This window comes from Roseibium sp. AWQ4_290 (genome assembly GCF_056160985.1).
Genome location: NZ_JBSWYG010000001.1, coordinates 411380 through 433253 on the forward strand (window position 1 = coordinate 411380; position 21874 = coordinate 433253).

18 protein-coding genes are annotated in these 21874 nt (G+C 58.2%); 6 read left to right on the top strand and 12 right to left on the bottom strand.

Annotated elements, in window-relative coordinates; all coding sequences use genetic code 11:
* Window positions 1-3: 3 nt before the first annotated feature.
* The 4 genes from ACXAH0_RS01860 to ACXAH0_RS01875 form a co-directional block, all read right to left on the bottom strand.
* Window positions 4-1329 carry a hypothetical protein gene (locus ACXAH0_RS01860; RefSeq protein ID WP_475188641.1) on the bottom strand — a complete coding sequence of 442 codons (1326 nt, stop codon included), beginning with the start codon at window positions 1327-1329 and terminating at the stop codon, window positions 4-6.
* A gap of 68 nt (window positions 1330-1397) precedes the next feature.
* Window positions 1398-1778 (bottom strand): DUF6362 family protein, encoded by a 381-nt coding sequence (locus ACXAH0_RS01865; protein WP_475184773.1) that lies wholly within the window; start codon window positions 1776-1778, stop codon window positions 1398-1400.
* A gap of 96 nt (window positions 1779-1874) precedes the next feature.
* Window positions 1875-2033, bottom strand: a complete 159-nt coding sequence (locus ACXAH0_RS01870; protein WP_475184772.1) for a hypothetical protein — start codon at window positions 2031-2033, stop codon at window positions 1875-1877.
* A 159-nt stretch (window positions 2034-2192) separates the two neighbouring features.
* Complete coding sequence (locus tag ACXAH0_RS01875) at window positions 2193-2609, bottom strand: hypothetical protein (protein ID WP_475188643.1); 417 nt, start codon at window positions 2607-2609, stop codon at window positions 2193-2195.
* Window positions 2610-3182: 573 nt separating this feature from the next.
* Between ACXAH0_RS01875 and ACXAH0_RS01880 the strand changes: the two genes are divergently transcribed.
* The 3 genes from ACXAH0_RS01880 to ACXAH0_RS01890 all read left to right on the top strand — a co-directional run bounded on the left by ACXAH0_RS01880 (window position 3183) and on the right by ACXAH0_RS01890 (window position 9866).
* Complete coding sequence (locus tag ACXAH0_RS01880; RefSeq protein ID WP_475184767.1) at window positions 3183-3902, top strand: LexA family protein; 720 nt, start codon at window positions 3183-3185, stop codon at window positions 3900-3902.
* A gap of 99 nt (window positions 3903-4001) precedes the next feature.
* Entirely contained in the window at window positions 4002-4322 is a 321-nt protein-coding gene (locus ACXAH0_RS01885) for a hypothetical protein (protein WP_475184764.1), read from the top strand.
* Window positions 4323-4718: 396 nt separating this feature from the next.
* Window positions 4719-9866 carry a 5'-nucleotidase C-terminal domain-containing protein gene (locus ACXAH0_RS01890; protein WP_475188645.1) on the top strand — a complete coding sequence of 1716 codons (5148 nt, stop codon included), beginning with the start codon at window positions 4719-4721 and terminating at the stop codon, window positions 9864-9866.
* A gap of 79 nt (window positions 9867-9945) precedes the next feature.
* On the opposite strand, the gene ACXAH0_RS01895 is transcribed toward ACXAH0_RS01890, so the two are convergent.
* From ACXAH0_RS01895 to ACXAH0_RS01915, 5 genes are all read right to left on the bottom strand, one after another.
* Window positions 9946-11358: a 3'-5' exonuclease gene (locus ACXAH0_RS01895; RefSeq protein WP_475188647.1), complete on the bottom strand. Its 1413-nt coding sequence runs from the start codon at window positions 11356-11358 to the stop codon at window positions 9946-9948.
* The gene (locus ACXAH0_RS01900) at window positions 11358-11879 is read right to left on the bottom strand and encodes a hypothetical protein (RefSeq protein ID WP_475184755.1); all 522 of its coding nucleotides are present in this window, start codon (window positions 11877-11879) and stop codon (window positions 11358-11360) included. Before ACXAH0_RS01900 ends, ACXAH0_RS01895 begins: the two co-directional genes overlap by 1 nt.
* Window positions 11880-11923: 44 nt before the next feature.
* Window positions 11924-13753, bottom strand: coding sequence for a DUF294 nucleotidyltransferase-like domain-containing protein (locus tag ACXAH0_RS01905; protein ID WP_475184754.1), 1830 nt, complete (start codon window positions 13751-13753; stop codon window positions 11924-11926).
* A 114-nt stretch (window positions 13754-13867) separates the two neighbouring features.
* Window positions 13868-15655: a sodium:solute symporter family protein gene (locus ACXAH0_RS01910; protein ID WP_475184750.1), complete on the bottom strand. Its 1788-nt coding sequence runs from the start codon at window positions 15653-15655 to the stop codon at window positions 13868-13870.
* A gap of 14 nt (window positions 15656-15669) precedes the next feature.
* Window positions 15670-15930 (bottom strand): DUF4212 domain-containing protein, encoded by a 261-nt coding sequence (locus ACXAH0_RS01915; protein ID WP_475184746.1) that lies wholly within the window; start codon window positions 15928-15930, stop codon window positions 15670-15672.
* Between the two features lie 656 nt (window positions 15931-16586).
* Between ACXAH0_RS01915 and ACXAH0_RS01920 the strand changes: the two genes are divergently transcribed.
* Window positions 16587-17921 (top strand): esterase-like activity of phytase family protein, encoded by a 1335-nt coding sequence (locus tag ACXAH0_RS01920; RefSeq protein WP_475188650.1) that lies wholly within the window; start codon window positions 16587-16589, stop codon window positions 17919-17921.
* Window positions 17922-18177: 256 nt separating this feature from the next.
* Entirely contained in the window at window positions 18178-18753 is a 576-nt protein-coding gene (locus ACXAH0_RS01925; RefSeq protein ID WP_475188652.1) for a TlpA family protein disulfide reductase, read from the top strand.
* Window positions 18754-18995: 242 nt separating this feature from the next.
* Here ACXAH0_RS01925 and ACXAH0_RS01930 read toward each other — a convergent pair whose 3' ends face one another.
* Window positions 18996-20132, bottom strand: coding sequence for an iron-containing alcohol dehydrogenase (locus ACXAH0_RS01930; RefSeq protein ID WP_475188654.1), 1137 nt, complete (start codon window positions 20130-20132; stop codon window positions 18996-18998).
* A 219-nt stretch (window positions 20133-20351) separates the two neighbouring features.
* Between ACXAH0_RS01930 and ACXAH0_RS01935 the strand changes: the two genes are divergently transcribed.
* Window positions 20352-20513: a helix-turn-helix domain-containing protein gene (locus ACXAH0_RS01935; RefSeq protein ID WP_475188753.1), complete on the top strand. Its 162-nt coding sequence runs from the start codon at window positions 20352-20354 to the stop codon at window positions 20511-20513.
* 41 nt (window positions 20514-20554) lie between these two features.
* Here ACXAH0_RS01935 and ACXAH0_RS01940 read toward each other — a convergent pair whose 3' ends face one another.
* Window positions 20555-21517, bottom strand: coding sequence for a LysR family transcriptional regulator (locus ACXAH0_RS01940; protein WP_475184731.1), 963 nt, complete (start codon window positions 21515-21517; stop codon window positions 20555-20557).
* A gap of 90 nt (window positions 21518-21607) precedes the next feature.
* Complete coding sequence (locus tag ACXAH0_RS01945) at window positions 21608-21802, bottom strand: DUF3237 family protein (protein WP_475184728.1); 195 nt, start codon at window positions 21800-21802, stop codon at window positions 21608-21610.
* Between the last annotated feature and the right edge of the window lie 72 nt (window positions 21803-21874).

A 21874-nucleotide genomic window follows, 5' to 3' on the forward strand; every position in this document is an offset into this window, starting at 1 on the left:
AGACTATTGGGTCTGCTCGTCCGCTTCTTCAGAACGGTAGTCCTTGGGATCAAACCAGTAAGACGGCTCATCCAGAGGCGTCAGCGCGCTCAGGTTTGGATTTGCAATCGTAAAGACCTTTCGCTGGTCCAGCCTGGCACGCATAACGGCCTCCAGATGATACTTCCGGAAGTGCGCTTCGAATGTTCCGTCCGCAATCATCAGTTTGAGGCCGTTCTCAATCTGCCGGGCAAGTTCCGGATATTGCGGACTGACAAAAAAATAGACCGGCAGGGGCACGAACAGGCACAAGGTCTGCTCGACCACCAGATCTCCCCGGCCCCGGTCATAATCCCCGATTTCGTTGAAAATCTCGAACACACCCCGACCGAATGTAACAATCCGCCCAAGGCGCAACATCTCATAGAGAGAGCCAAGCCCTTCGGCCGTGATCACACGAAACCCGGATGTCTGTAGGGCCTCCGTACTGGCCCATTGCAAGCCGGAGCCGGTCGGCAGTTGCTTCAGTTGCTCAAGCGTTTCGACAGCAGCCAGCGTGTCTGCGTCCTTCTTGTTGATGGCAAACAGGCGGTAGCCCTGCAGCCCCTTGTGCAACGGGATGCGGATCGTGATCAGCTTCTCTTCCCATCCGGCAGTCGGCGCGTGCGAGACAACCTGAAGATTTTCCCCCTTAATCAGCTCTTGCAGCATCCGCTTGCGTGAAAAATCCGTCTTTGCATAGACCAGATGAGCAGTTACCCCGACCTTGTCGAGCGCCATGACAAGAGTCTCTTCAATGAAACGGTGGTGACCGGCATGATAATAAGCGGGATCACGCACTATAATCTCTACGTCATCTGCAAATGCCATCGTTTGCAAACAAGACAGAAATTGCACGCATATTGCAAAAATGAAAGTTTTGACAGCCAAGAATTTACAATTCACCGTAAGCCCAACTATAAATTGTGGAAGCTTACCTAAATGATACCACAACAAGTTCCAGATAATCCGCTTTTTTACCAATCGGAATTTTAACGAAAAAACAATCAAGAAGACAAGGGATACCCCGCCCCACCCTGACAACAACCGGAAAGCGGGCCAATCTGCTCTCAAGCCGCCAAACCGGAACAAGCTGTCCTGCCAGACGCCGCCGCACAATTGGCACCAGCTTCCGCAAGTTGCAAGGGCCCAGATTACTGTGATGACGCCCGTTCTAGCCGCCTTTTGAGGAACCGTCCAGAAAACGGGACCGTCTGAAACCGTTCCCAAGACCCAAAATTCCGTTAACCTGCTGACATAAAATATTTTTCTCAGCCGGTAAATTGAGCGCACCGCATCAAGATTTGCCAAAGCCGCCGCCGATCCCGGCTGCGCTGGCAAACCAGCGCAGCCGGGTCATATGTTAAATTGAAAAACGCTCAAGTAGCCAGCGTCCGCCCGGCCAGTCTCTTCAGAACCACCTTGTTCCGGCTCGTCACTGTGCTGCGCTTCCAGCCATATGTCTCGCAAATCCGGCTGAACTTGCCGCCACCAGCCTTGCACATCACCTCAAACTGCAAGGCCCGGCGCGCATCGGCATCATCGATCAGCGTGAACCAGGTCAGCGCCTCTTCAGCCTCCGAAATGCGCCGGGGCGGGAAAACACGTGTGCGCCTAGCAATCTTGCGCCGGTAATCCGGCCAGGCAGCCAGAACCGATTTCGGCCCGTCCCCCTTGCCAGTCACAGCAATGACTTCAAAAGCTTCGACCAGACGCCCCATCACAGCATCCGGATCTTCAGGTATCCGGGACGATCCCATGTCAAAGCACCTCCAAGCCAACTGTTGAGATCGAAGGGGCAAAAACCCCCCTCTCATTCCAGCCTGAAAATATGCCTTGCAGGGCCCCTTTACCCTTCAGCCCTGTGCCGCATCCCGGGCTTCCAGAAACCCCTGCTCCCAGAAGAAGAAATAATCGACTTCCCGAGGATAAGGATTGTCGCGTTGCGATTTCCCTTCCCGGTACGCCTCCCCCCCACGTTCGAAAGCGTGGACCTGCGCCTTTGTCTGATACATGTTCTAGCCCCCAACCGGCCCATGCTTTGTTGCATGTGTCACCGCCTTTCAAGGCCCACCTCAACCCAAATCTGACGCAAGATCCAGATTCCAGTTTCAAGGCCAGCACTCGCAAAATATTAGCAAAAATACCTATCTTATCTTTCTTTACGATTAACATCACGCCACCATACCTGGTAATTTTGACGATAATGACCGATCCAGTTCGTAAGACAGAAGGACAGCCAGCGTCAGTGTCGGCGCACCTGGATTGATATCCTTGGCGCAGATCAGCATCCCGCCCAGATCGATCTGGTCAAACCGGCTGACAAAATCCGCCTCAGCAACAAGACCCGGCTTGTTGCGAACCAGCCAGGACACGGCTGTCAGAACCGGCGCAGACCAGTTGCCCCTGTTCTGCGGCGTATTGATCAGACCAAAGACCAGCCGCAGATGCTCCGGACCATGCTTGCCCAATAGCTGCTGACAGGTCTTGCGGGCCTTGCAGTGATGACGCCCCTCCAGACGCCTGGCAGACGAGATGAAGTGCACTCCGAATTCCGCCGCAATTCTGTCTACGTGACCGCCGGAAGCCATCACTCTACCTCCTTTCCCGCATCCCCGCTTTTCTGCAAGGCGGCAAAGGCCGCCTCAGCCCGGTCCCGAGGCTTCAAACGCAAAAGTTCATGTTTTGTTCCTATTGTTTTTCCAGCGGCTTTACGCGCAGACCCGCGCCCCGGTTGCGGCTTGCAAGCAGAGTCCCCGCGCGAGTTTACCCCCTTAGAAGGCACCACCGCCCCCAATTGGGACTTCAAACTGCGCAACTCCAATGTCAGCAAGCGGTTGCGCGCCTTTTCCAGGGCAAAATCATCTTCCAGACGTGCATTCGGCCGCTCTGCCCGCAACCGGCACCGCTCCACCCTGTCCCGGGCCTCTTCCATCTGCTCCTTAAAGTCCCTCACCATTTGCTCCCATTCCAGATCCGCAGACCCTTGTCCGTACCTAGCCCGGATGCGCCGAATCCTCTCAGGCCACCTCTTCCTCGCATTGCCGACTCCTCTTTTGCAATTTTAGATCGCAGAAAACGTACGTATATAACGTACACTTGTCAACGCAATACTCATACGGTATGAATCGCGTCTCTTTTAGCGAACAGACGGCACACCCTGGATGACCGGAACCTCTCTTCACGAAAAACTTCAGCACCTGAAGGACCGGTCCGGCCTGTCACTGCGGGCCATCGCCCGGGAAATGGGTTACTCCCAAGCCTCGTCGATCCAGCGGTATTTCTCGGCCAGTTATCCGGACGCAGGCCTGCCAGCAAACTTCATCAGCAAGCTACTGACCGTTCTACCGGGCAAAGGAAACCCGGCCATCACGCGCGAGGATGTGCTCGCCCTGGCAGACGGAGCTGTTGCGGAGATCCAGAAAAAAGTGCCTCAAATCCCCAAGAACGGCGTTCCGATTGTCGGAGAAGTTGCCGCAGGCCTGTGGATGGAAGCGGCTCTATTTGAAGCAGAAAATGCTTTAGAATCAACAATTTCATATGATATCCGCTTCCCCGCACAAGCCCAGTATGTGGTCAAGGTCCGCGGAGAATCCCTCAACCGGATTGCAGCCAATGGCGACCTGCTTCTCTGCGTTGACTATCTGGCCGCAGGCATTGAATTGAAAGAAAACGATCTGGTCCTGGTTGAGAGGTCCCGGGACGATGGCATGACGATTGAACGCACAGCCAAACGCCTCATCAAGCTGAACGGACAGTCCGAGCTGATGCCGGAATCCAGTGACCCCCGGTTTCAGGATACGATCCTTTACCGGGAAGGAGATGCCAACCACACAGAGGTCAAGATCAAGGCCAAGATTGTCATGGTCTTCAAACCTCTCTAACCCCCACAAGAACGAACGCATACGCTCCACACGCCGCACTTGATTTGTACGCTTCTTGCGTATATTTTATGGAGGTGATGTCATAGGAGGCGCGCAGAAATGCAACTGGGTTTGGACAGGTCATTTTTCACAATTGTCTGCGAACTGAATGGATGTCTCTACACGCTGGAACGCGATCTCACGGACATGACGCCCGCCGCCGTGGAGAAGGATCTGCGCTCCGGACAATTTGACAACCTGCACGCCATTTTGGAATTCAATCCCGCAGAAGGCTGGTGCAATGACGTGACTGAAGATTTCCTTCTCAGACTGGACAGCTCCCCTTGCCCAAACGCCGCGCAAGAGATGAACTGGTCCGACTACCGGTCCGAACGGCTCGATCCGCAACGGGCCGGGGTAGAAGCACGCACCGCCGCCTGAGTGGCAAGATACTGTTGACAGAAGACCGGAAGATCCATGCCCCCGTGCAACAACCCGTCCTCAGGCGCTGCGAATACCTCCCACACAAGGAGAAACAAAAAAACCCTCTCCACAAGCAGCTCAATTGAAAGAAAAATCTCTAACTTAATGAGCTCAATTACGAATAAGCTTCTACGGCTAATAAGACATTTGTTTCAGGTCATTTCTGTAATTAACTTTTCATTAATCTGTCAAACAACGCTGATACCTCCAGCGCCCTACGCAATTATCGGTATTTTCTGAGTATCTTAGACGGCTATCCAGTTAGACTTTTTAACAACATGGGTGTCGTTGGTTACTTTTGCTCAGACCCGGTTTTCTTGCTTAACAGCGTTCAATTAAGGGGTGAGGGACATCATGGATTTTCAAAGCGGATCTGACGGATCGCAAGACAGCGGCACGGACCAGAACACCGTCCTGGACGATAACAACAAGGCGCTCGAAGAAGCAATTGAGAAGCTGAACGAGAACATCTCCAACAGCCGCACAACGCAAAGCGCCCAGCAAGACCAGGGCGGCCTGCCCAACGCATTGCCTTCCGCTTTGGAAGGATTCGAGTTCCTGGCTCTTGATGAAAGCAAAATCGACTATTCCGGTGCGGCCCAGGGTCTCTATGTTCGCCTTGACCAGAATTGGGGAACCAACCTCTCCAACAAATCTAAAGGCTGGCTCAAGCTGACCGAGGGCATCAAAGACGGCACCATCGATCACGATGATCTGTCAAAAGTGACTGACGTCGCCGGCAGCGACTTTGGCGACGTGATCACCGCCGACGGCGCAGACAACAAGATTGAAGGCAATGGCGGCAACGATCTGATCGCAGGTCTTGGTGGCGATGACGAGCTGAGCGGTGGCAAGGGTAACGACAAGCAATATGGCGGCAAGGGAGATGACCGGGTCGAAGGCGGAGAAGGCAACGATTATTCCGACGGTGGCGCTGGCATTGACACGCTCGTCTTTTCCGGCAACCGCGCCGACTATGAACTCGACCGGGAGGCGGGCACGATCAAGGATCTGCGCGATGGCGAAAATGACGGCCGGGACCGGTTTGTCAATTTCGAATATCTGGAGTTCAAGGACCAGACCGTCAGCCTGATCGAGCCAGAAGTGTTCACGCTGGAACTGCTCCATTTCACTGACCAGGAAGCCGGTGTAGCAGCCATTCATGACGCGCCGAACCTCTCGGCTGTTCTGAACGCCCTGCGGGCGGAAGATCTCGGTAATGACGGACTTGCCGACAACACGCTGACCCTGTCCTCCGGCGACGCCTTCATTCCTGGCCTCTTTTATGATGCTTCGGAAGCGGTCTTCGGCTCCGGCGGCATTGCCGACATCCAGATCCAGAACGAGCTGGGCGTCCAGGCCATTGCCCTTGGCAACCACGAATTCGACTTCGGCACAGGCGAGCTAGCCGGCCTCATCAGCGGAGATGCCACGGGCGACTTCAGCGCCCTGTCCGGCACCGCCCTCGATGGCCAGGATTTCACCGGCACCGACATGCCGTATCTTTCCGCCAACCTGGATTTCTCAACGGATGCCAACATGGCACCGCTTGAAACCGCTGGCGGTCAGGCTCCTCAGGGCAACGTCGTCACCTCCTCCACCGTAATCGACGTGAATGGCGAAAAGATCGGTGTTGTTGGGGCAACGACCCCGACCCTGGCCTCCATCTCCAGCCCAGGTGATGTGGGGGTTCTGCCCAACTGGGCCGACACCAACCCGACCGGCGCTGAACTTGATGCCCTGGCGGCGCTGATCCAGGCGGAAGTCGACACGCTTCTGGCCGACAATGAAGGCATGAACAAGGTAGTCCTGCTGGCCCATATGCAGCAGATCAACATTGAAGAAGCCCTCGCCACCCGTCTGGAAAATGTCGATATCATTGTAGCTGGCGGCTCCAACACCCGCCTTTTTGACGACAATGACCGTCCGCGGGACGGCGACAGTGACCAGGGTCAGTATCCAGAGTTCATCACCAATGCGGGCGGCACCACCACCGCTGTGGTCAACACTGATGGCAGCTACAAATATGTTGGCCGCCTGGTTGTTGACTTTGATGAAGACGGCAACATTATTCCTGAAAGCTACGATGAAGATGTCTCAGGGGCTTATGCGACCGACGACCAGGGTGTCGCCGATCTCAATGCCGAAGATCTGGTCGATCCGGAAATCCAGGCAATCGTGGATGCCATCCAGGATCAGATCGTTGAAACGGAATCGAATGTCTTCGGTGTTTCCAACGTATTCCTGAACGGCAACCGGTCCGGCACCGGCGACGCAGACGATCCGGACGGTGTGCGCACCCAGGAAACCAATCTTGGCAACCTGACCGCCGATGCGAACCGCGAATATGCGGACAACCTTCTCGAAGGCGATGACCCGGTTGTCATTTCCATCAAGAATGGTGGCGGCATCCGCGCCTCCATCGGCCAGACCATTGTCCCCGCAGGCGGCACCGAAGCGGAACGTCTTCCGAACGAGGAAGTCGTTGACGGCGACGGCAATGTGGTCAAGCCGGAAGGCGGCATCTCTCAAAACGACATTCAAACCACCCTCGCCTTCAACAACGGCCTGGTGCTTCTGACTCTCACCAAGGAAGAAATTGTCGCACTGCTTGAGCATGGCGTCAGCGCCTTGCCGGGCGTATCCGGCCGGTTCCCGCAGATTTCTGGCATCAAGATGTCCTTTGATCCCGACCTGCCCGAAGGCAGCCGCATCGTCAATGCCGGTATCTTCGATGACGACGGCAATCTGATCGCGGACCTGGTTGTGGATGGCGAACTCGCCGGAGACACCACCGAGACCTTCCGTGTTGTCACGCTGGACTTTCTGGCTGCCCCACGCTTCGACGATGACGGCAACTTCATCGGCGGCGGCGACGGATATCCGTTCCCGAACACCAACTCCGATCCGTCTGTCGGCGACGTTCAGGACCCGGACGTCCTTGCCCGGATCAATTTCGTTGCCCTGGAACAGGAAGGCACCACCAGTGGTGACGCCACCTTTGCAGATGACGGCACCGAGCAGGACGCGCTGGCCGAATATCTCGACGACAACTTCGGCGATGCGGACAACGCCTATGACGAAGCTGACGGCGGTGCGGATACGGACAGCCGCATCCAGAACCTTGATTTCCGCGAAGATGATGTTTTTGACGGAGTGTCAGATGACCAGAAACTCGTGATCAACGAAGTTCTGGGCAGCACCACAGGAGCCGATAGCGAATATATCGAGCTATACGGTGAACCTGGCCAGTCCCTGGCCGGCCTCAGCATCATTGTCGTGGAAAGCGATGCCGGATCGTCCAACGGCAAGATCGACAAGCAGTTCGACTTCCCGGACGATGCGGTTATCGGAGACAATGGCTTCTACCTGGTGGCCAATGACAATGCCGCTTCCACCTACGGCGTCACGCCGGATGCGTCCCTCTCCAACAACTTCGTCGAAAACAGCTCCTACACGATTGCTCTGGTGGAAACCGCAAGCATCACGGACACATCTGTGTCTGGCTCTGAAGTCGTGCTGGATGCGGTCGGGGTTACCGATGGCGGGGAAAGCGACAGCTTCTTCTTTGATGCGCCTGTCGTTGGCCCGGATGGCAGCTTCCTGCCTGCTGGTGTCGGCCGCATCACAGATGGCGTTGACACGGATACGGCTGCGGACTGGTCGATCCTGGACTTCAACAACGATCCATCCGTCAACACTCCAACGGCAGGCGGCAGCGGTGGCAGCACCGGCCCGCTGGAACTGGCCATCTACGACATCCAGGGTGCCGGGCACATATCGGCCTATGAAGGCCAGTCTGTGCTCACCTCCGGCATCGTGACCGCCGTCGGCAGCAACGGCTTCTATTTGCAGGACCCGACAGGCGACGGGAACATCGCGACATCCGATGGCATCTTCGTCTATACCGGCAGCACACCGTCCGTCTCAGCAGGCGATGCGGTCAATGTAGAAGGCTCGGTCTCCGAGTTCACGCCAGGCGGTGCCAGCACCCGCAACCTGTCCACGACCCAGATCGTGAGCCCAACCATCACGGTCACCGGAACAGGCGTGATCGCGGCCACCGTGATCGGCCAGGGCGGCCGCGTGCCGCCGAGCGAAATCATCGATGACGACGCCTTCGGAACGATCCCCGGCGAGGGCAATTTCGATCCGGAAACCGACGGCATCGACTTCTTCGAGAGCCTGGAAGGCATGCTCGTGACGGCCCAGGATGTCCAGGCCGTTGCCGGCACCAACCGGTTCGGAGAAATCTTCGGGGTTGTTGATCAGGGGGCCGATGCAACTGGTCTCAGCGAGCGGGGCACGCTCAACATTTCGCCGGATGACTTCAATCCGGAGAAAATTCAGATCGATTTCGACTCCGGCATTCTGGATTTCGATTTTCCGGACGTGAATGTGGGTGACAAGCTCGGCGATGTGACTGGGGTCGTGACCTACAGTTTCGGAAACTTCGAAATTGCACCGACCGTCGATTTCACCAGCCAGATCGTCTCCGCTGACCTTCAACCGGAAACCGCCAACCTGGTGGATGATCCCAGCCTGCTCAAAGTGGCCAGCTACAACGTTCTGAACCTTGATCCGAACGATGGCGACGGCGATGCGGACCTGGCCAATGGCCGTTTTGCCAAGATTGCCGAGCAGATCGTCAACAATCTGGGCACACCGGACATTATCGCCCTTCAGGAAATCCAGGACAACAGCGGTTCGCTTGACGACGGGGTCACCTCGGCCAGCAAGACGTTGCAGCTCCTGGCGCTTGAAATCGACCGGGCCGATGACGGCTTCATCAATGGCAGCCTGAACTACGAGTTCATCGACAACACGTTCATCACCGATGGCCAATCTGGCGGTCAGCCGGGTGGCAACATCCGCACGGCCTTCCTCTACAACACGGACCGTGTCGATCTGGTAGAAGGATCGGTGGAAGCAGTCGGCGACCAGAGTGAAGGCAGTGCCTTTGAAGGCGCCCGTCTGCCGCTGGCAGCCTCCTTCGTTTTCGAAGGGGACGAAGTCACGATCGTCAACAACCACCTGTCTTCCAAAGGTGGCTCCGCGCCGATCCTCGGCCTGGAACAGCCATTCGACGAACGTCAGGAAGACACAACGGTCAATGGCAGCCTTGACGAACGTCAGGCCCAGGCCGCGGCGGTCCGTGAATATGTCGATACGCTGGTCTTCGAAGATGAAGATGCCAACGTGATCGTTCTCGGTGACATGAACGAATTCGAGTTCATTTCCCCGGTCGAAACCCTCGAGCAAGGCGGCGGCGGTCTCACCAACCTGGTGAACACGGTCGACGAAGATGAAATCTACAGCTTCATCTTCCAGGGCAATTCCCAGGCCCTCGACCAATTCCTGGTCAGCGACCACCTGGCCGATGGTGCCGTGTTCGACTTCGTTCACGTGAACTCTGAATTCGCCGAAACCGACACACGGGCCAGCGACCACGATCCGCTTGTGGCACAGCTTGACCTGTCCGGCGATATCTTCGCCGTCTAACGGCTGGGAGCATTGTCAGCAAAACAGAGGGAAGCGGCCACCGCCGCTTCCCTTTTCTATGACCGGCGAACGGTCGGGATCAGTTGAGATCCTGCAGCAAGCGGCCGTGTTTGCGGGTCTGGGTGATCACATCGCCAAAGGTGCGGTAGCCTCTGGAGGACAGGATCGGCAACATCTTACACAGCACTTCCGCCGTAGCGGTGGCATCGCCCAGCGCGGTATGGCGCAGACCCGGTGCAATCTGAACATCAAGGCGCTGGCACAGGGCGTCCAGAGAATGGTCTTCCGTCTCCCCGAACAGCACCGCCGACAGCAACACCGTGTCCAGCATTGGCTGGTCCCAGGTGAACCCGCATATACGCGCATGCCGGTTCAGGAAGGCCATGTCGAAGGGGGCATTATGGGCCACCAGAACACTGTCACGGGCAAAGCCGTGCAGCGCCCCCACTGCCTCGCCTGCATCCTGCGCCCCAGCAACCATCCCGTCAGTGATCCCGTGAACCCGCGTTGACGCAGCTGGAATGGGCCTGCCCGGATTGACCAGTTGATCCACTTCCTCCCCCGGAATGATCCGGCCATTTACCACCCGGACAGCACCAATCTGAACAAGTTCGTCCTTGTTGGGCATCAGCCCGGTCGTTTCCGTGTCGAACACGACAAACTGAAGTTTTTCCAGCGCCCGGTCTCCAAGTTCCCGTTCTGCCTCCTGTTCGGTAAAGTCAAAATCATAGATCAGAGGACGCTCGGCCTCCGGCGCGATCCGGGCCCGGGTCGCATCCACCAGGATCATGTAGCCCGGCACCTGTTTCAGGGTCTTCAGCCGCAATTCGAATTTAAGGTTCCCCCGGCTGCAGCGGATATTGGCCAGAACCTCGGTCCGCCCCTCGGCCAGCTTCTTCTGGGCTGCCGCCAGATCCTCTTCATTGAAATAATCGAACACAGACGCACTCAGGCGGGGCACATGCACCTGACCCAGAACATCAGCGGCCTGACCGTCATAGAGCATGATCTTCTGGTTGGGGCTGACCAGGATGATAGCGACAGGGATCTCAGTCAACAGCATGGACAGATGCGCCTTTTCCGCCAGCAAATGCGCTGTTTCCGCCGCCACCAGATCCTCCGCGCCGGCAGACACTTTGGAGAGTTCCCCGCTGACAGCATGCACCGCCGGGCCAAGATCCCCCAGGAACCGCGCCGCATCCAGATCAACATCCGCATCCACCCCCGCATGGGCCCGGGTCCGGATGGTTGCGGCCATCTGCTCAACCGGCTTGGCGACATGTTCGTCAAACAGAAGCCAGATCTTCGTGGTGACCGCGAGGATGGCAAAGACGGACAGGGCGCCTGAAATCAGGAAGGCGTTGACCGGTCCGCTGTCGTTCAAGCGGGAAAAGGCAAAATAATGGGCAGCGCCCACCAGCAGGCAGCTGACCACGGCAGCGCCCAAAAACAGCAGGAAGGTCCTGAGGCGCAGGCTGAGCGACAGAAACATCACGGCACTCCGCAGATCGCGCTCAAAAGCGGATCCTCTTCGGCCACCGGCACCCAGTCCGCGCCTGCCACGGTGCCATCGGCCTCAAAAGAGACAGCGTCTGCCAGTGCGGCACGCCGATGGCCCGCACAATCGGCCAGCACCGTCAATTTGTTGACCGGGGCCCAGCGGCCGAAGAAATAGGTTTCCGCCAACCGTTCCTGAGGCCGTTGCGGGTGCGAGCGCAGTGTTTCCCGGTCGACTGCTGCAAACCGGTCGACAAAGGGCTGCACATAGGTCCAGGGCCGGTAAAATGTCCGGTTTTCGACGGTTTGCGCCACCACAAACCCGTCTGGCAAGGCGTCCCGGGTCCGGCTGTACCAGCCATATTCACTGGAGATCGTGGTCACGATCATCGCAAGCCCTGCGGCAACCGGAGCCAGCCAGCGCGGCAGGCGCCCGCCAACAACCCTGTTCAACAGCAGCACCAGGCCCGCAGCGGCCACTCCGGCCACAAATGCTGCGATTAGTTCGACAAACATGTCTGTTCTCCCTCAAGACCGGTCTGGCCTTGCCCGTTGTTTTCTTATCCCAGCATGCCCCGGCCCTGTCCAATAGCGGACTGCATGGTCTTCACCACCACAAAGGCGTCGCGCAAATGACTGCGCTCAAAGTCCGACAAGGTCGACGGCTGCAGGAAATTGTCCGGCGCCAGTCCCTGCTTGATCAGATCCGCCTGATGCAACAGGCGGCTTTCCGCGATCAGGTCATAGGCGTCCAGAAGGTCGCTGCCACCCGACTGGCTGAGCTGGCCGTTGGCCCGCGCCTCCAGCAGACGGGCCTTGGTGTTGACCAGCTGGATCTGCCCCTGCAGCGCGTGAATGCGAGCCAGATCCACAATCGGCACAACACCGTTCAACTTCATGTCGAGCGAATTCTTGTGCTCTCCTGAGCGGATCGTTGCAAGTCCGCGCAGCAGGTTGAGCGGCGGTGTGTGCTTCAGAGAATTGCTGACCATATGCGCCACGAAGATCGAGTTGCCCGCCGCCTTTGCCAGTGTGTCCGCCTGCAGGGTCTCATAAAGCCCCATGTCGCCACTGATGGGGCGCAGATCGAACATGACGGAGCTCAGCATCTGCGCTTCAGGGTCAGGCTTGCCGATCCAGCCGTCAAAATAGCTTTTCCAGACCCGGACCGGCTGACGCCAGCGGTCGGCCGTCGCCATCATGTCACCGGGGCAGTAGACATAGCCGCAGGCATTCAGGCCGTCACACACGAAGCGGGCGAGATCGGCGAAATAGCCTGCCCGATCATCCTCTTGCACGCCATCGTCCAGAAACAGGCAATTGTCCTGGTCGCTGACGCCTGTCTGCTCCTGGCGTCCCTGCGATCCGCAGGCAAGCCAAAGATAGGGCACGGGCGGCGGTCCGAGCCGTGCTTCCGCCAGCGCCAGCAGCCGGCGCGTCACACTGTCGGCAATGTCGGTGATCAGCCGGGTAACCACCTCATGCGGGCTGCCGGCCGCAACCAGCTGCAGCAGCAATTGCGGGATACGCGCGGTGACCGAAGCCATCTCTTTCGCTGAAGATGACCGCGCAATCTGGCCAACCATATCGGCCGAGCTGATGGCCTGAAAGCGGGTCAGGTCGGTCTGGGTCACTATACCGGCTAGCCGCCCCGCCGCGACAATGGGAACGTGCCCGATCCGGCGTTCCATCATCAGATGCAAAATATCGGTTCCAATGGCGGACGGCGGCAGCGTGACTGGGTCCCGGGTCATGATCTCGGCAACCGGCGTCTCCACGGACCGGCCTTCCGCCACAATCTTGCCCGCAAGGTCCCGGTTGGTCACGATCCCCAGCAAGGCCGCCTCAGGGTCCGTGACGCAGAGCGAGGAAATATGCTGGTCGCGCATTTGCCCGGCAGCCTCCCGCGCCGTTGTCTGCGGCCCGCAGGTCACCGGATTGCGCGCCATCAGCGTTTCGGCCCGGCTGGCTGCCAGATCGCGGCCCCGCGTGCTGGATTTCCGCGCCCGGTCGAAAAACCGGGCCACCACCGGCTGCTCATCAAGAAGTGACCGGAAGTCCTCTGGAGGCAGCACCAGCAGCGAAGATGCCTCATCCGCCTCGGCGGAGGTTGCAGCCTTGCCGTCTTTCAGAAGTCCCCGTTCGCCGAACGTGTTGCGCAGCACCAGATGACTGACAAGAACGCTGTTCTCATCCCGGATCTTGACCGCCCCTTCATAGATGATGAACAGCCCGGGCAAATCTTCCCCATAGGTGTAGATCTTCTGGCCCGGCGCCACATCATGAACGGCAAACCGGGACGCCAGATGGCTCTGAAGGTCCTCGGGCAAGGCATCGTAGGGATGCAAGGACTTGAGAAAGGTCAAGATCTGTTCGGCGTTTAAGGACATGTCATCTGCCTGTGAAAGGTCTCTCCAAGTCAAAAATGCCCCGTCCGGCGGGTGGCCGGACAGGGCAGGATGACAGATGGGCGGGCAACCTTTGAAGGCCGCCCGCAGCCTTGATCAGTGCTCCTGCGCCACGCCGGCACCACGCGGCACACGCACGCTTTCCACCAGATCCTTGATCGCCTGCGGCGTTTCCTTGGTCATACCGGTCACCACATAGGCCACCAGGAAGTTGACCGCCGCACCAATCGCACCGAACGAGGTCGACTTGATCGGTCCAAGCAACGGATCCGCATCGGAGAAGGTGTTGGTTCCTGGAATGAAGAACCAGCCCTTGTGCAGGAAGATATAGACCAGGGTCACCACGAGGCCTGCCAGCATCCCGGCCACGGCTCCGGAGTTGTTGATGCGGGTCGAGAAGATCCCCATCATCAGCGCCGGGAAGATCGAGGCCGCCGCGAGACCGAAGGCAAGCGCCACGGTTTGCGCGGCAAATCCGGGTGGATTGAGCCCCAGATAGGTGGCGACCACGATGGCAACGGCCATGGCAATGCGCGCCGACAGCAATTCCCCCCGTTCCGATATGTTCGGATTGAACGCCCCCTTGATCAGGTCATGACTGACGGCCGACGAAATGGCCAGCAACAATCCGGCGGCAGTGGACAGGGCGGCTGCAAGGCCCCCGGCGGCCACAAGACCGATCACCCAGCCTGGCAGGTTGGCGATCTCCGGATTGGCGAGCACCAGAATGTCTCGATTGAACTTGGTGAGCTCATTGCCTGCCCAGCCCTTTTCCGCAGCCAGGGTCTGCATGTCCGCATTCTTGTCGTTGTAGTACTGGATCTTGCCGTCGCCGTTCTTGTCTTCCCAGTTCAGGAGACCAGTCTTCTGCCACGTGTCCATCCAGTCATATTTCGGGTCGTTCTCGATCTGCTCAACGGTCACAGCCCCACCGCTGATCCCGCCATTCGGCCACATCATGTCGGTGATGTTGAGACGAGCCATGGCGCCAACCGCCGGAGCCGTCAGATACAGCAGCGCGATGAAGACCAGCGCCCAGCCGGCGGACCAGCGGGCATCGGCAACCTTCGGCACGGTGAAAAACCGCATGATCACATGGGGCAGCCCGGCCGTGCCGATCATCAGCGACAAGGTGAACAGAACCATGTTGAGCGTATCAGCATGGTGGGCCGTATAGGAATAAAAGCCCAGATCCGTCACCACCTGATCCAGCTTGGTCAGCAGCGGCTCCCCGCTTGCCACATCGGTGCCGAACAGACCAAGGCCCGGGATCGGGTTCCCGGTCAGCTGCAACGAGATAAAGATTGCCGGAATGGTATAGGCTGTGATCAGCACCACATATTGCGCCACTTGCGTATAGGTCACGCCCTTCATGCCGCCAAAAACCGCATAGGCAAAGACCACGCAGGCGCCGATCAGCAGCCCCGTCGTATTGTCCACTTCCAGGAAGCGGCCAAAGGCCACGCCGACACCGGTCATCTGCCCGATCACATAAGTGGTCGAGGCAACGATCAGACAGATCACGGCAACGATCCGAGCGGTCTGGCTGTAAAACCGGTCGCCAATGAATTCGGAGACGGTGAACTTGCCGAATTTGCGCAAGTAGGGCGCAAGCAAAAGTGCCAGCAGCACATAGCCACCGGTCCAGCCCATCAGGAAGGAGCTGTTGTCATAGCCGGTGAAGGCAATCAGCCCGGCCATGGAAATGAAAGAAGCAGCAGACATCCAGTCCGCCGCTGTCGCCATGCCATTGGTCACGGGGTGGACCCCACGCCCGGCCGCATAGAATTCGGAGGTCGAGCCGGCACGGGCCCAGATAGCGATGCCGATGTAAAGCGCGAAGGAGCCGCCCACAAACAGCAGATTGATAGTAAACTGATCCATCTGTTCAGCGGTCCTTATTCTTCGTCCACACCGTGTTCACGGTCGACCTTGTTCATCCAGAAGGCATAAAAGAAAATGATGGCCAGGAAGACCAGGATCGAGCCTTGCTGGGCAAACCAGAAGCCGAGATCCGTGCCGCCGACGGCTATGCCGCTCAGCATGGGGCGCAGCAGAATGCCAAACCCGAATGAGACCAGCGCCCAGATGACAAGGCTGATCGAGATGATCCGCATATTGGCGGACCAATAAGCGTTTTTGGATGAGTTGTCAGACATGTCGTCTCCTCCACTTCGTCCGTCTGATCCCTTGTGACCGCAGCCAGCAAGGGAAACGGGGGTGCAATTCCGCCCAATCAGTCTCAGCCTCGGCACGTCCAGCGCCCCCAGGCCTGTCAACAACCGGGAACGCCACCAAGGACCGGGCACAGTGTCTTCATTCGCCCAACCCGGCACGGCCCAACCTCACCCGCGGCCGAACTGGATTGGAACGTCTTTTCCAACCAAGACTGGAAGACTGATCAGAACTGAGACCGGGACAGTAGCAGCCAAAAACCCGGTTTCAACACTACTAACGGCTGACACGACTTAGGTCGTAGACTACGTATCTTAACGGAACTCCGAAGGACGTAAGACTTTGGGAGAGCTTTGAAATTTGGCAGATTTCAGCCATTTTTAACCTTGGCGGGCTGATCTGGAACACGCGGCTCTGCGGTCAGCGGCGCGAAAATCCGCCAGTGGAAAACCATCAAGCCCCTGTCTATTGGACCAAGTGATTATGCGGCGCAGCAAAAGAGCCGTAACGGCAGGCTTTGGCTTTTCACCCGGCCTGCTTCACCGCGCAGCTTCACGGATCTGATACGGTTGCGACACGCCCCTGTGACGGCGGCGGTCTACGCTGCCCCCATCATCCGCAGACCTGATGAGGAGCCCCTATGCACCGTATGCTGATCACTCTGTTCCTGACCGCCACCGCCACGTCCGCTCTCGCAGACAGCGCCGAATACGGCGCGACCCTTGCCGGCCATGCCGTCCTGCCCGCCGAAACCCTGATCGAGCCCCCGGCCGATGCCCCGGAAGCTCTACAGACCTCCGGAAAATTCACCGGCGAAGGCAACCGCCGCTCCACAGCGGCCCCGGCCAGCGGGAAGGCCCTGCCGTTCAAAGGCCAGCCGCTGCAGGGATTTTCCGGCATCAAGGCCATGGGAGACGGGACCTATACCGTCCTGACCGACAACGGCTTTGGTGGCAAGGCCAATTCTCCGGACGCCATGCTGTTCTTCTCGATCCTCAAACCGGATTTCAAAACCGGCAAGGTGGAGGTCCTCCGCCAAGTCTTTTTGAAAGATCCGCACAAGATCGTGCCCTTTCCCATCACCATGGAAGGCACGGACACGCGCTATCTCACCGGTTCGGATTTCGACATTGAGGGCTTTCAGATCGTTGGCGGCGACATTGTCATCGGTGATGAATTCGGCCCCTTCGTGCTGGTTGCCGACAAGACCACGGGCGTAATCAAGGAAATCCACGACACCATCATCGATGGCACGCCCGTCCAGTCACCGGACAATCCATTCCTGTCCCTGTCCAACCCGGATAAGGCAGCTTCCGGTCCCAACGCAAAACGCTCGCGCGGCTATGAAGGCTTTGCCTCTTCGGTTGACGGCAAAACCCTTTATCCGCTGCTGGAAGGTCCTCTCTGGGATGCTGCCTCCGGCCGCTATGAAACCACGGCCGACGGGCGCACGGCCCTGCGGCTACTGGAAATGGACGCCAAAACCCGCGCCTGGACCGGCCGGTTCTGGATCTATCCACTGGAATCAGACAGCCACGCCATCGGCGATTTCAACATGATCGACGCGACCCGGGGCCTGATCCTTGAGCGCGACGGCGGCCAGGGTGATGCGGAGCTGGCCTGCAAGGCCGGTGATAACGGCAACTGCTTTGAAAAACCGGCAGCCTTCAAACGGGTCTATCTGATTGATATGGCTGGTTCCGAACCGGGCCAGCCCGTCCACAAGGTTGCCTATATCGACCTTTTGAACATTAAGGACCCGAAGGGTCTGGCCCGTCAGGGCCGGCGGGAAGATGGCCGGTTCACCTTTCCCTTTGTGACCATTGAGAATGTCGATCGCGTGGACAGCAATCATATCATTGTCGGCAACGACAATAATTTCCCCTTCTCCTCCGGCCGCCGCCTTGGTGCCCCGGACGACAATGAATTCATTCTGCTGGAGGTGGGGGACTTCCTGAAGGCAAAGGCAGACTGACGTCCACCGCCTTGCATTCGCAAAGTCACAGCCGCAAGAACACATCGCGCTGTATCGGATTTGAAACCGGATGAACGCGTCACGCGCCGAACCAGAGGCTTATGTCTGCCCCCGGCTTGGCGCGTGCTCTGCCCAAACGCTTCGAAACAAGGGCCTCACTCTCAAAATCCCACCGCCCCAGTTCTCAACTGGCCACAATGCCGCTAATCTTCCGCTGCGTATTTTTCATGCTAAGCAGAAGGGGTCTCCCATCCGGATGCGGTCTTCCCTGGTGACGCTTTCCCTGCTGATCGGCAGCTTTATTGCCTTTGCAACGCTCTCTCCCAAGCTTTTTCAAGCCGACCTGCCCACGGGCCAGCTGTCCGTGCTGAGCACCCCGCAGCCGGTCCGGGAAGTCTCCTTCCAGGATGCCGCTGGAAACAGCCTGACACTGGCCGATTTCCGGGGCAGCTATCTCTTTGTGAATGTTTGGGCCACCTGGTGCGAACCTTGCCGGGAAGAAATGCCGTCGCTTGACGCTCTTGCCCGCAGCCTCAAGGGCTATCCCATCCGTATTTTGCCGATCTCCGTTGACGTGACTGGCATCGGCACTGTGGAGCGCTTTTACAAACGCAATAACCTGCGGGACCTTCCCGCCTATTCCGATCCGGGGCAAAGCGCCATGCGCGCGCTGACCATCTTTGGGATTCCAAGTTCGGTGCTGATCGGCCCGGATGGCCGCGAGCTCGGCCGCATGACCGGTCCGGCCCACTGGGACCGGCCGGAAGCCATGCGCCAGCTGCTGGAGCTCACAGGCACCCAAGCAAGACCGGATGCGCGCAATGGCCTCTGACGACAGACACCTGGCAGTCGACAGCAAATGCCACCTGCCGTCTCCCCAGCCGTGGAGACGCCAGTGGCCATGCATCCAGAGCATTGTCTTGCTGATCAAGTTTCATGGCAGGATTGCGCCTGCAATCCGGGCCGGTATTTGATCAGGTCGTATAGCGCCTGACCTAATATATCGCGTAATTCCGGCGGCCATTCTCCAGAGGCTAGAGCATCGTGCGATAAGTTTGCAAGATACTCTAGTCCTCAGAAAGAAGCTTCCAGCATATGTAGATAATCTTCGGCCGATGCCTCGATCGGATTGGTCTTGTGGCTGTGATCCGCCAGGGCGCCGGTGATGATCCGGTCGAACAGGTCTTTGGTGACGCCCATTTCCGACAAGGTGGTCGGCAGACCGATGGCAGCCGTCATTTCCTTGATCGCGCCGCTGATCTGGTCACCGGACTCAAGACCCATGACACCCGCCATACGGTTATATTTGTTCTCGCCGCCCCCGTCCGGCGCATTCTTGTTGAAGTCAAGGACAGCGGGCATGAAGACCGCATTCAAGGTGCCATGGTGCAGCTTGGGATTGATGCCCCCCAGAGCGTGGCTCAGGCTGTGAACACAGCCAAGGCCCTTCTGGAACGCCATGGCGCCCATGGTCGCGGCGATTGCCATATTGGCGCGGGCCTCCCGGTCTTTCGGGTTTTCAACTGCATCGCGGATATTCAACCAGCTCCGGCGCAGGCCTTCCAGCGCAATGCCGTCCGCCGGCGGGTTAAAAGACGGGGCCAGATAGGTCTCGATACAATGGGAGATCGCGTCCATGCCGGTGGCCGCTGTCAACATCGGCGGCAGGCTCATGGTCAGCTCCGGATCCACAATCGCCGCCTTCGGGATCAGGTAAGGCGATAGCAGGCCAACCTTGCGGCCGTCATCCAGAATGACAATCGCCGCACGGCCCACTTCACTGCCTGTCCCGGAGGTGGTCGGAATAGCGATGGTCGGCCAGGTCCTGTCGGAGATCTTCTCGATCCCGCCTTCGATCACGGCATAGGTTTTCAGCGCTCCACCATGGGCGGCCAGGATGGCGACCGCCTTGGCCAGATCCAGGGCAGACCCGCCGCCGATCGCGATAATACCGTCGGCCTTGACCTCATTGAAAAGGTCCGTCGCGGTGCGCACCGCAGCTTCATTGGGATTGCCGGGGGTTTCATCATAGACACCGGCGGGTGCGGTACCCAGAACCGCTTCGACCCTGTCCAGGAAGCCGAGCTGACGCACACCCTTGTCGGTCACAACCAGCGGGCGGGAAATTCCGGCAAGGTCCAGCTCGGACTTGAGTGTTCTGATTTCGCCAAACCCGAATTGAACGCGGGTGACATAATTGATCAGGCCCATGCCTATCTCCCAGATGTACCCAAACAGACACCCTGGTTAGGGAGATTTGACCGTTTGGAGGATGCTTCTTGTCTCTTTTGCCGAAAATACGCGCAAATAACAGGGTGTAAATCCGTTGTCTTCGAACATTGATATAACCAAATGAAAAATTGACAATATCCTCGACTATGCAACCACTTACCAGACGCCCCCCAAGACAGCTCCCTCTGAATTTCGGCCATTGACGGCAATGGCTCGCTCAAACGGGCCGCAGAAATCATCGGAATGAGTCAGCCGCGCGCCACCAAATCCCTGCAGGAAGCCGAAGACCTGACCTTGCAGAAACTGCTCCACCGCTCCAATCGAGGGCTGATGGCAACGGCCGCCGGCTGCGGGCGCTGAACCGGCCCCAGTGTCGGCCTTGGCTGCCCGGAAAACATTGCTTACGCTTGATCCGGACGGTTCAAACGCAGGCCGTCCTGCAGCCACTCGACCATCAGCCGTAACACCTTCTGGTTCTGCCAGTTCTGGCGCAGAGCAATCTGGAACTGGGCCGGATAGGAAAACACATCGGTGCGGATCGGCCGCAGGCTGACCCGTTCTGACAAGACGTCTGCCATGTGTTCAGGCAGATACCCCAAAAAGGCACCGGACAGAATCAGGTGAGCCTCGGCCTCCATGTCCGACACTGTCGCGTGGGCCGTCGGAATGGCAAAGATACGCGTATCCCGCGCGCCCCAGTATGACCGTGACACGATCCTGTGCTGGCGGATCGTGTCAATGCCGATCTCCTCATCCGGCACCTCAAAGAGCGGATGGCCCTCTGCGCAGTAGAAATGATGCATCTCCTTGTAAAGATCGAGATATTCAAGGCCCAGAATGATCTTCGGAAAGCTGCCGACCGCCATATCAATCCGACGGGCCAGCACTTCAGCCAGAAGTTCATTCGGGGTCAGCGTCATCAACTGGATATGCACTCCGGACGCCTCTTCGGCGAACCGTCCAAGCGCATGGCTGATCGGGCTGCCCGGATCGGAAATCATGTTGTCGATCAACCCGACCGTCAGGTATTTGGGCATTTTGGCCGTGAGCGACCCCACCCGCTGGCCGAATGTATCAATGGCGCTGAGCAGACGTTCGCATTCCTCGTGGAACTGCGTGCCTGCAGAGGTGAGGGAAAACCCCGCCCGGCCACGATGGCACAATTTCACTCCAAAGCGCTTTTCCAGAGAGGAGATCTTCTCCGAAATGGTCGACAGTGCGAGGTTCAACTCCAGCTGGGCGGCGGACATGCCCCCCGCTTCCACCACAGCCATGAAAATCCGGATCAGCCGGATATCGATGGTCTCCACGGAGAAATTCAGTTTCCGGTCCGGTGCGGGGCCAGGCCTCGTCTCTCGTTTCATCAATGCGCCTTGTGTCTCTTGAAGCCATTCCAGAACAGGAGATACCGTTTGTGCATCCGGACGCGCAAACAGACAAGGAGTTCATACCAATCACACTTGGGATGGTATCAAGCGTTTCCCACCCGGCCTCAGGGTGAAAGTGCAATCTGCAACAAAAAGACGGTTGTTCAACCAGTCATAGGCACCGGGCGGGGCATTGAACGCCGGGGCACAGCGGAGTTTATATTCGTCTGTCCCGACCGGCTCGCCCCGGTCCAGCCGGCCGGAGAGATCGTGCGGGGCCACATAAAGCCCTTGTTGCAAATATAGACTGGCGGGCCGTCCTCAGCCTTCCAGAGAATAATGGGCTGCCACCCG